The following is a 10,189-nucleotide window of genomic DNA, read 5'->3' as shown; positions in this document are numbered from 1 at the left end:
ATATCGGCAGTTATTCAGACCTTCCCTAACTAATTTATATCCTGCTTTATACTTTAAAGTATGAGTAAGGGTTGTTGATTTTCCCGACCCAGGAGTTCCAAGCAATGCGATATAGCCCTGTTGGTTTGTGATAAAACATCAGATATAGAACCAACAGTGTCTTCAATTTCTTGATAGGTTCGATCGATAGGAAATTCGTGAACAAATTTATGCTTAAACCTATGACTCCACGCCATCGATCCAGCATATCATCTTTGGAAAGCTCAATAATTCGACGTTCACCTCCCGCCATTTTCGTCAGGAGGTTATATATTTTTTCAATATCTTCTTGCTTTCTTGCTTGCCCCTGATTGGTTATAGGGATATCAGCTGGTCGCTTATAGTTGAATTCAAGCTCACAACAACGAATAAAATTCAAAAATTGTTCATCATTAAAATTTGACCGTTTCTTTAGGTCCAACAGTGCCTCTTTCCAACATACGGCTACTTGATCAAGGCCAGTTTCACACCATCTTCTATCAAACCAACATTCTTTTAAGAAAGATTGAAAGTGAGCATGTTGAGGGGCTGTATCGCCTAAAGGAATCTTTGCGCTAGGGTTTGAACTAGGTACTAATTTGTGAAGCAGATGAACTGTTACAGTTCTTTCTTTGTAATTTTCATTTAAGTGTTTCCATCCTTCTGCAAGCTGCCTGAAAAGGCTAAGCTTTTCATCTCCCTGCTTTGTAGAGCCATCTCTTACAAAGTCTGCATAACTAATTGATTCAATGTATTCCGCCCATTTCACCTGATACGCATCAAGCTTACCAGTAGTTGCTATAAGTATGTCATCCAAGCTTCCCGCATCAGGATCGGCCACTCGAAACCATTCAAGGCTTCCATTGAGCAAAGCTTCATATATTAGGCCTGCTGCTATTTCATACTGCGGAACATACCCCAGCATTGCAGTGCGTTCACCATCTCCGGAGTTAGTATTCATAACCTTCCCATGGCTCCTCTAATCTTTCAACTTTGCTATACACGCCTATCTATTTGCAATCACCAATACAGCTATTGCCGCAGCACCTAGTAGCAACAACACAATATTTGATTTCTTCTCGGTCTCTACAGCTATACCATTCTTGATCGCGTTATCGAAGATCTGCTCAATACTGGCCGTCACTTCTGCCATAGGCACGCCATAGCGTCTCGACAACTCAAAGAGCTGTGGTCTTACCAAGCAACAGTGGTTGCGCAGCTTGGTATCGGTCAGCAAGAGTCTTATCCTTCTTCGATTCCGGTACCATGCTAAAAGGCCACCCAAAAATCAGGCTATAAGCTCAATAAAACAGTCGCTTAAATAAATTCAATACCATGAAAATACAGGATCAAGCATCATGGTATCGACTATCACTCATGGCATCATGTCTCGATAATACCACCTTGGATACCACGCTCAAGCGGTGCTTCCCGCTGCCATCAGTTGCCAAGCACTGCCAGACATAAAAACAAAAAAGCCCATGAAAACATGGGCTTAAGTGTCGTTAAATGCTAGTTAGTACCAGCTAGTGCCTAACGTATAATCACTCCCACTCAATCGTAGCAGGCGGCTTACTACTCACATCATAAGTCACCCGTGACACCCCTTCCAACTCATTGATAATCCGGTTGGAGACCTTCTCCAGCAGCTCGTAGGGCAGGTGCGCCCAGCGGGCGGTCATGAAGTCGATGGTTTCGACGGCGCGTAGCGCGATGACCCATTCGTAGCGGCGGCCGTCGCCTACTACACCTACGGATTTCACCGGCAAGAACACGGCGAAGGCTTGGCTGGTTTTTTCGTACCAACCAGCGGCGCGCAGTTCTTCGATGTAGATGGCATCCGCATCGCGCAGAATGTCGGCGTACTCTTTCTTCACTTCGCCGAGAATACGCACGCCCAGGCCGGGGCCAGGGAACGGGTGGCGGTAGACCATATCGTAGGGCAGGCCGAGTTCAAGGCCGAGTTTGCGCACTTCGTCTTTGAACAGTTCGCGCAGCGGCTCGACGAGCTTGAGCTTCATGGTTTCCGGCAGGCCACCCACGTTGTGGTGGGATTTGATCACGTGCGCTTTGCCGGTTTTCGAGGCAGCAGATTCGATCACGTCCGGGTAGATGGTGCCCTGGGCCAGGAACTCCACGCCTTCAATCTTGCTGGCTTCTTCATCGAACACGTCGATAAAGGTGTTGCCGATAATTTTGCGCTTGGCTTCCGGGTCTTTCTCGCCTTCCAGCTTGCTGAGGAACAGCTCTTCGGCGTCTACGCGAATCACCTTCACGCCCATGTGCTTAGCGAAGGTTTCCATCACTTGGTCGCCTTCGTTCTTACGCAGCAGGCCGTTATCCACGAACACGCAGGTGAGCTGGTCGCCAATCGCTTTGTGCAGCAGCGCGGCCACAACAGAAGAGTCGACACCGCCGGAAAGGCCCAGCAGTACGTGGCGGTCGCCCACTTGCTCGCGTACGCGCTGTACTTGGTCTTCGATGATTTGCGCGGGCGTCCACAGCTTTTCGGCTTTACAGATATCCAGCACGAAGTGCTCAAGAATCCGCTGGCCTTGTAGGGTGTGGGTGACTTCCGGGTGGAACTGTACGCCGTAGAACTGCTTCTCTTCCCAGGCCATGGCCGCAATCGGGCACTCGGGGTAGAGGCGGTCACGGTGAAGGTGTCGGGGGCTTTGGCGACTTTATCACCGTGGCTCATCCATACATCCAGCAGCGCGTTGCCGGTAGCGGCGTCTACGTGGTCTTTGATGTCTTTGAACAGCGCGGTCTCGGCGTCGATTTGAATCTGGGCGTAGCCAAACTCACGCTGGTTAGAGCCTTCTACCTTGCCGCCCAGCTGCTCGGCCATGGTTTGCATGCCGTAGCAGATACCAAACACCGGCAGGCCCATCTCGAACACGCACTGCGGGGCGCGGGGGGAATCCAGCTCGGTGACGGATTCCGGGCCACCGGCCAGGATGATGCCGTTGGGGTTGTATTCGCGAATCTCTTCTTCGGTGATATCGAAGGCGCGGATTTCAGAGAATACGCCGATTTCGCGAACCCGGCGGGCGATCAGCTGTGTGTACTGGGAGCCGAAGTCGAGAATCAGGATCTTATGGGCGTGAATGTCACTCATGGCGGAGCCTCTATAACGCGGAACGGGCCGCATTGGCTAAAAAGCAAGCGGCGGGGCAATGCCCGCCGCCGTGTAACTTAATGCGCTGGTTAGCTCACCCGGGAGTTGGGGGCTTCTTTGGTGATCTGCACGTCGTGAACGTGGGACTCGTTAAAGCCAGCGCCGGTGATTTGTACGAATTCCGGCTTGGTGCGCATTTCTTGAATATCGCGGCAGCCGGTGTAACCCATGGAGGCGCGCAGGCCGCCCATCAGCTGGTGGACGATGGCGCCCATCATGCCTTTATAGGGCACGCGACCTTCGATGCCTTCCGGTACCAGTTTTTCGGCACCGGCATCTTTGTCTTGGAAGTAGCGGTCGGCGCTGCCTTGGTTCTGGGACATCGCGCCCATGGAACCCATGCCGCGGTAGGCTTTGTAGGTACGGCCTTGGTAAAGCTCCACTTCACCCGGCGCTTCTTCGGTACCGGCCAATAGGCCACCCACCATCACGGCGCTTGCGCCAGCGGCAATGGCTTTCGCCAAGTCGCCAGAGAAGCGTACGCCGCCATCGGCAATCAGCGGAATATCGAACTCTTTCAGCGCTTCCGCCACGTTGGAAACGGCGGTGATTTGCGGTACGCCCACGCCTGCCACAATGCGGGTGGTGCAGATAGAGCCGGGGCCGATGCCTACTTTCACCGCATCTGCGCCTGCTTCCGCCAGCGCTTTGGCAGCGGCGGCGGTGGCGATGTTGCCGCCGATCACTTGAATCTCGGGGAAGTTCTCTTTGATCCAACGAACGCGGTCAATCACGCCCTGGGAGTGGCCGTGGGCGGTATCGACGATGATCACGTCAACGCCGGCTTCGGCCAGTGCCGCTACGCGGTCCGGAGTTTCCGGGCCGGTGCCTACCGCTGCGCCTACTAGCAGGCGGCCGTCGCTATCTTTAGCGGCCATCGGGTAGGTGCGGGCTTTTTCGATGTCTTGGAAAGTCACCAGGCCGCGCAGGTGGAAGGCGTCATCGACAATCAGCATTTTCTCGATGCGGTGTTCGCGCATCTTGGCTTTGCTGGTTTCAAGGTCGGTGCCTTCTTTCACTGTTACCAGCCGCTCGCGGGGAGTCATAATGTCGGCAACGCTGTCGCCCACGTTCGGCTGGAAGCGCATGTCGCGCTCGGTCACGATGCCTACCAGAGTTTCGCCTTCTACCACCGGGAAGCCGGAGAAGCCGTTTTCGCGGGCCATGGCCAGCAGGTCTTCCAGCTTGGCTTTGGGGCTAACGGTGACCGGGTCTTTGACGATGACGCTTTCGTGCTTCTTCACCTTGCGCACTTCAGCGGCCTGTTGCGCCATGGTCATGTTCTTATGGATGATGCCGATGCCGCCTTCCTGAGCCATCGCAATGGCTAGACGCGCTTCAGTTACAGCGTCCATTGCAGCGGAAAGCAGGGGAATATTCAGGAAGAGATTGCGGGCCAGGCGGGTTTTGAGGCTGACATCCTTTGGCAGAACGTCGGAGAAGCCGGGAACGAGGAGTACGTCATCGAACGTAAGCGCTTCTTGGGCCATACGTAGCATAGCGGCAACACCCATTGAGAAGTGGGAAGATGGGGCGTGAAAAGTTAATCGCCTATTATAACGTTTTGAGGGCCGCCCCAGCAATGCAGAGTCGCGGTTAGACTTATACCAATTGCTAATGACGCTCAAGGCCCTGCGGGAATAAGCGCCGCTGGCAAGGCTCACGCACCTCGTTTGAGGTATCGTGTCATCTACGAAATGATCACCAAGGCCAACGATGGAACCGACAAGCACATCACCCACTCCCAAAGCGCTCTCCGTGAGCCAACTGAACCAGCGCGCCAAGCAAACCCTGGAGCGCGATGTGGGGGAAGTGTGGGTAGAGGGCGAGCTTTCTAATGTCTCCCGCCCGGCCTCGGGGCATATCTATTTCACTTTAAAAGACGACCGCGCGCAGATCCGCTGTGCGCTGTTCCGTCAGCGGGCGCGCTTTGTCGCCGCCCCCATGCGCGATGGCGACCAAGTGAAGCTACGCGGGCGGGTCTCGCTGTTCGAGCCACGGGGCGATTATCAGCTTATTGCTGAGGCGGTGCAGGCCGCTGGCCTTGGCGAGCTGCTGGGGGCCTTCGAGCGGTTTAAAGCACAGCTGGAAGGCGAAGGCGTGTTCGCCAATACGCGCCCACTGCCCTTTCCCCCGCGCAAGATTTTGATTTTAAGCTCCGCCACCGGTGCGGCCATTCGCGATGTGCTGGCCGTATTGGCCGCTCGCTGGCCGCTGGCGGACGTGACGCTGATTCCCGTACCGGTTCAGGGGGCGGAAGCCACCCCGGCGATGATCTCGGCCCTGGGCTTACTCAACCGGCAGACGCGGCTAGACCCCGAGCAAGATGTGGTGCTAATCACCCGTGGTGGCGGCAGCCTGGAAGATCTCTGGGCGTTTAATAACGAGCATCTGGCGCGGGCGATTTTTCACTCCCGGCTGCCGGTGATGTCGGCAGTGGGCCACGAAGTGGATGTCACCCTGGCGGATTTTGCCGCCGATATGCGCGCCCCTACCCCGTCCGCTGCCGCTGAACGGCTAGTGCCCGACCAACACGCTTTAAAGCGCCAGCTCGCCCAAGCGGAGCAGCGTTTGTACAGAAGCATGCAGGCGCGGTTAGAGCGGGATAGCCAGCGGCTAGATACCCTCCGCGCCCGCCTTCGTCACCCCGGCTAACAGCTCGCCCGCCAGCGCCAGCACCTCACTACGCTGCAGCAGCGCCTTACCCGCGCCATGCAGCAAACGCTCGCCCAGCAAAAAACCCAAGCGGCCCAGCTCACCCGACGCCTGGCCAGCCAAGATATGGCACGGCTGCACCGCGCCGAAAGCGAGCGCATCAGCAGCCTACAGCGCCGTTTAGCCAGCGCCATGCAGCGCATGTTAGAAGTGCGGCAAGCACGCCTGCACAGCGCCGCCCGCGAGCTGAACGCCGTCAGCCCGCTGGCCGTACTCGGCCGCGGCTACGCCATCGCCCAAGATGCCCAAGGCCAAGTCATCCGCCGCGCCGAAGACACCCAGCCCGGCCAACTGCTCAAACTGCGCCTAGGCGAAGCCCGCCTCAACGTCGAAGTAAAACGGCGCTATAAGAAGCACTGAATTACCGCTCGGTAATCATTAGACGCCTTTAGATACAGCGATAGCAAAAAATTACCGTTCGGGAATATTTTGCCAGCAAGGTCATTGCCTTTCGGCTATTCTTACCGAACGGTAATTTACGAGAGGCACTCGCAATGGCGACTTCAACTCCTCCTGCGACCCTAGTACGCACCTCACAAGAACTAGGCGCGCTGATAAAACAGGTGCGCCAATCCCAAGCGCTACTGCAAAGCGACGTGGCAGGCCTTGCCGGTACCGGTAACCGTTTTATTGTCGACCTAGAGCGCGGCAAGCCTACGCTTCAACTGCAGAAGGTACTCGAACACTCGACTTGATGGGCTTAGAGGTCGTGGTTCAGCGTAAGGGGCAACTGCATGAGCGCTGATAAAGAGGCTCTGGATCTTTACTGGAAAAACCAACATGTTGGGCGGTTATTTAATGAGCAGCCCCTGCGCTTTCAGTATGACGACAACTGGCTAACGTCGCCTGAGGCACGCCAGCTCTCACCACGCCTTCCAATAACAAAGCCTGTGCATAGTGGAGATGATGTACTGGCGTACTTTGCGAACTTACTACCTGAAGGAGAGTTGCGTCGCCACATCGAGCTTAGTCATCATACGACAACGGTATTTGGCCTATTAAAATCGGTAGGTGGCGACACCGCTAGCGGCTATCTATTGCTCTCGGAAGGGGAAACGCCCCAACCTACTAGCTATCGCCCGACCAGCTGGGAAAACATCAACACACTTTTATATAGCGGAGCGCAGAATGAGCTTTCCGAGCAGCTTGTTCACCATGCCCGTATCTCGTTAGCAGGCGCCCAGAATAAGCTGCTGTTAATGGTCGATGAACATGGCAACCCAGCTATCCCAAAGGGCGCCGCTCCTTCTAGCCATCTATTAAAACCCGATATTAGAGGTTTGAACGGTGTTTGGTGCTCTGCCCTGAATGAAACGCTGTGCATGCAGCTTGGGGCGGCACTTTCGTTAGAAGTGGCCGAGACTACCTTCCAGCCAGATACACGCGCTTGCCTGATTAAGCGATACGATCGCGTAATGAACCATAAAAACTGTCAATTAGAGCGCATCCATCAGCTAGATTTTTGCCAGTTGGCAGGTACCCCTTCAACGCTCAAATATGAAAATGACGTAGGGCCAAATTTACTCACTTGCCGACAGCTCCTACAGCAGGTCGGCGTGCCTGCCAGTGATCTGCAACGCTTTATTCGATGGTTTTTTTACAACTTGTTGATTGGTAATAACGACAGCCACGCGAAAAACCTATCTATCCTGTATACCCCAGGCGGGGTCAGGCTGGCCCCGTTTTACGATTTAATGTGTACCACGATTTACAGCGGTTTATCCAAGCGCTTTGCCTTTCAGGTTGATGGTGTCGATCATCCCGGTAGCATTAAGCGCCAGCAGCTGGAATCTCTCGCCAAAACACTCGGCTTCAAGCCTGCTTATTTCCTTCGCCTGGGACTGCAGCTTGCAGACGAAACCCTCGTTCACTTACCGAACGCGGTACAGTGCCTTTCACAGGTTACACAGCCTGGCAATGAGCAGGTAATGCTTGAACGCTTGTCACAGCGTATTACCTCTAATTGCCAAAAAATGGCTCGTCGTTGGAAAGCCGACTCAACGTTGAAGTAAAACGGCGCTACAAGAAGTAGCGCCGTGGCATGGGTGGTGAGAGGAACGGAGAATGAGCGGGAGTAACCGCTATGGCAGCGGCGGCTTGCGCGTTTCCGAGGTTTGCGTGGTGGTGTTCGCCCCTGGGGTGGTGGGATTGGCGCTGGTGGGGTTAGCGCTGGTGGCGGTGTTAGTGCCTGCCCCCTGGGTGTTGCCTGACGGCGTGCTGGAACCCGCTAACCCCGGCTCGTTATGCTGGGTGGGGTTATCATCCTCTTTATGCCCCTGTTCGCGCTGCTCATGGGCGTGCTGTTTGACCGATTCCGCTTTGTCGTGAATCGCGTGCTGCGCTTTATCCACTTCCGCCTCGCCCATTTTGGTCGCTTGATCCATGGCTTGGTTGCGGTACTCGCCCAGAGTTTCATTCTCTTTGCGCGTCATAGCGCTCATGCTGGCAAGCGCCGCCCCCAGGGCAAACCCTAGTGCGCCAACCACCAACGGGTGATCTTGAATAAAATCGGAGGAGCGGTCGCTGGCGTGATGGGCGCGCTCTTTCATGTGATCGACGCGGTGATGTGTGCCCTGCTGGGCGTGGGACATGGAATCGTGCATACGACCTCCCATTTGGTGAGCTTTGTCGCTGAACTGCTGCGCGGCCCCTCTGGTGCTATGACCAATATGGCGGGCGCGCTCTTTGATGCCGTGGCCATGGCCGTTTGAATCGCTGCGCGGGTCGTGCTGCCCAGCACTAGCACGCTGCGGGTACATCACTTCATCGGGAGGCGGTGGCGTGGCGTGTGCATCGGTGGCATAGCCGTGGGTATTGCCATGGGCATGGCCGCTTTGCGGTTGACGCTGGCTGAGCATTAACCAGCCAAGCCCTGCGCCAGTGAGCAGCGTCGGCACCGGGTTTTGCTTTACCGTAGTGCCCAAATTGGCAAAAAACTCATTGGCCCCGCCGTGGCGCAGGTAGTCGTAAGTGCTGTGCAGCCACTGCTCTGGCGAAAAGCGCTCTTCGATTTGATGCAGCGTGGCGTCTAGCCGCTCACGAGATTGATGAATCTCTTTTTCGATCTCGTCCGGGTCACGCTGTGCCTGGCTGTGTGAATGATCGTGCTCGCTCATTTCACCTCCTCCTTGACGTGCTGCTTATGCTGCTTCGCCAGCGTTTGATCATCGCGCAGGCTGTTCATAGTGCGACTAGGCATTAACCCCTGGGCGCGTACTTTTTTCAGCCCAGCCTTGAGCATCACCACGCCAATCAGCGTGACCACGGCACCCACTACCACGGCAGATAACCAGGGCCGCGTTTCAGGGGGCAGCCCCTCATTTAACAGCATCACCAGCGCTGCCAGCAGGGTTAAAAACCCGCAACCAGCCCGGCCCCCGCCGTGGCAACGGCCCCTACGCCCGCCATCGCTTGGTGAGTTTTTTCCGACATTTCGGCTTTGGCGAGCGCCGCCTCGCCGCGCACCAGGGCGGTCACTTCGTTAAGTAACGTGGATAGCAGCGTGCCCACTGAGCTGCTTTTTTGGCGATCTGATTCCATTCTTAATCTCCCGCTTCCTGCATGAAGAGTGATGTAAGCGCGTGTTTAAAGAGATTGCTTAAAGAGATTGATTAAAGCGTTTGGTCAGGAACACTAGCTTCAGAGGACGCGGCAGGCACAGGTGCTTTATCGGGGGAACTGCGCAAAAAGCGCGTGACTAAAAAACCAGCGGCAATGGCACCACCAATAAACATGGCAGGCTCGCGGCGGCCATAATCTTCAGCAGCACGGCAGAGGCTGTGCAGGTCTTTATCCCGCATGCGTTGAGAAAAGCGCTCGGTTTGGTCAGCGAGCTTTCTAGCCTGTTCCGAACAGAAGGGTTGCTGCTGGCGGTCAAACTCATCGGCAGCGTTCTTTAGGACCGTGCCTAGGGTATGGGTGTGGTTGGCGGCGTTTTCACGTTGGCGTTCAAATACGCTTTCGGCCTGTTCGCGGGCGGCACCTTTCAGCTCATCAGCACTTTGCTGACCTTTTTGCTTCAGGGTTTCGTGGTCAGTGTGGTGATGGCCGGTGTGATGGTCAGTGGTATCGTGATGCGGTCCTTGATCATTCATGGTGACGTTCTCCGTGTCAGTGAAACCTAACCAGAACTATAGCGAGCATCCGGCCCCTTTCAATTTAAAAACACCGAATTAACTAATAGCCTTAGTTGTTTCAATAAACATTAAGAATAGACTCACGAATACGTAAAAAATCTTCTATCGATAATGTCTAGTCCTGAAATAGATTGACACT

The 10,189-nt window shown here is 55.0% G+C and carries 7 protein-coding genes and 3 pseudogenes; 3 read left to right on the top strand and 7 right to left on the bottom strand.

The window, feature by feature from the left end; translation table 11 throughout:
• Positions 1-46 precede the first annotated feature (46 nt).
• From B4967_RS05360 to guaB, 4 genes and pseudogenes are all read right to left on the bottom strand, one after another.
• Positions 47-979: a hypothetical protein gene (locus tag B4967_RS05360; RefSeq protein WP_207953581.1), complete on the bottom strand. Its 933-nt coding sequence runs from the start codon at positions 977-979 to the stop codon at positions 47-49.
• 45 nt (positions 980-1,024) lie between these two features.
• Positions 1,025-1,255, bottom strand: a complete 231-nt coding sequence (locus tag B4967_RS17765) for a hypothetical protein (protein ID WP_139794415.1) — start codon at positions 1,253-1,255, stop codon at positions 1,025-1,027.
• A 307-nt stretch (positions 1,256-1,562) separates the two neighbouring features.
• Positions 1,563-3,139: pseudogene (gene guaA / locus B4967_RS05355) on the bottom strand (glutamine-hydrolyzing GMP synthase).
• 89 nt (positions 3,140-3,228) lie between these two features.
• Positions 3,229-4,698: an IMP dehydrogenase gene (guaB, locus tag B4967_RS05350; protein ID WP_083024058.1), complete on the bottom strand. Its 1,470-nt coding sequence runs from the start codon at positions 4,696-4,698 to the stop codon at positions 3,229-3,231.
• A gap of 217 nt (positions 4,699-4,915) precedes the next feature.
• Between guaB and xseA the strand changes: the two are divergent.
• From xseA to B4967_RS05335, 3 genes and pseudogenes are all read left to right on the top strand, one after another.
• Positions 4,916-6,274 (top strand): annotated as a pseudogene (gene xseA / locus B4967_RS05345) (exodeoxyribonuclease VII large subunit).
• Between the two features lie 134 nt (positions 6,275-6,408).
• Positions 6,409-6,609, top strand: a complete 201-nt coding sequence (locus B4967_RS05340) for a helix-turn-helix domain-containing protein (RefSeq protein ID WP_243470353.1) — start codon at positions 6,409-6,411, stop codon at positions 6,607-6,609.
• A gap of 39 nt (positions 6,610-6,648) precedes the next feature.
• Positions 6,649-7,926, top strand: a complete 1,278-nt coding sequence (locus B4967_RS05335; protein ID WP_083024056.1) for a type II toxin-antitoxin system HipA family toxin — start codon at positions 6,649-6,651, stop codon at positions 7,924-7,926.
• A 69-nt stretch (positions 7,927-7,995) separates the two neighbouring features.
• Here the strand turns inward: B4967_RS05335 and B4967_RS05330 are convergent, their stop codons facing one another.
• From B4967_RS05330 to B4967_RS05320, 3 genes and pseudogenes are all read right to left on the bottom strand, one after another.
• The gene (locus tag B4967_RS05330; protein WP_083024053.1) at positions 7,996-9,030 is read right to left on the bottom strand and encodes a DUF3618 domain-containing protein; all 1,035 of its coding nucleotides are present in this window, start codon (positions 9,028-9,030) and stop codon (positions 7,996-7,998) included.
• Positions 9,027-9,385, bottom strand: a pseudogene (locus B4967_RS05325) (phage holin family protein); the annotation flags it as partial. The pseudogene B4967_RS05325 and the gene B4967_RS05330, both read right to left, overlap by 4 nt.
• A gap of 140 nt (positions 9,386-9,525) precedes the next feature.
• Positions 9,526-10,008 carry a hypothetical protein gene (locus B4967_RS05320; RefSeq protein WP_083024052.1) on the bottom strand — a complete coding sequence of 161 codons (483 nt, stop codon included), beginning with the start codon at positions 10,006-10,008 and terminating at the stop codon, positions 9,526-9,528.
• Positions 10,009-10,189 lie beyond the last annotated feature (181 nt).

Origin of the sequence: Vreelandella lionensis (assembly GCF_002087295.1) — a bacterium.
Classification (GTDB): Bacteria; Pseudomonadota; Gammaproteobacteria; order Pseudomonadales; family Halomonadaceae; genus Vreelandella; species Vreelandella lionensis.
This window is presented reverse-complemented; position numbering and strand designations above follow the sequence as displayed.

Coding starts and splice junctions, on each gene's coding strand:
- B4967_RS05320 (WP_083024052.1), bottom strand. CDS start 10,008: ATGAATGATCAAGGACCGCATCACGATACCACTGACCATCACACCGGC.
- B4967_RS05360 (WP_207953581.1), bottom strand. CDS start 979: ATGAATACTAACTCCGGAGATGGTGAACGCACTGCAATGCTGGGGTAT.
- guaB (WP_083024058.1), bottom strand. CDS start 4,698: ATGCTACGTATGGCCCAAGAAGCGCTTACGTTCGATGACGTACTCCTC.
- B4967_RS05340 (WP_243470353.1), top strand. CDS start 6,409: ATGGCGACTTCAACTCCTCCTGCGACCCTAGTACGCACCTCACAAGAA.
- B4967_RS05330 (WP_083024053.1), bottom strand. CDS start 9,030: ATGAGCGAGCACGATCATTCACACAGCCAGGCACAGCGTGACCCGGAC.
- B4967_RS05335 (WP_083024056.1), top strand. CDS start 6,649: ATGAGCGCTGATAAAGAGGCTCTGGATCTTTACTGGAAAAACCAACAT.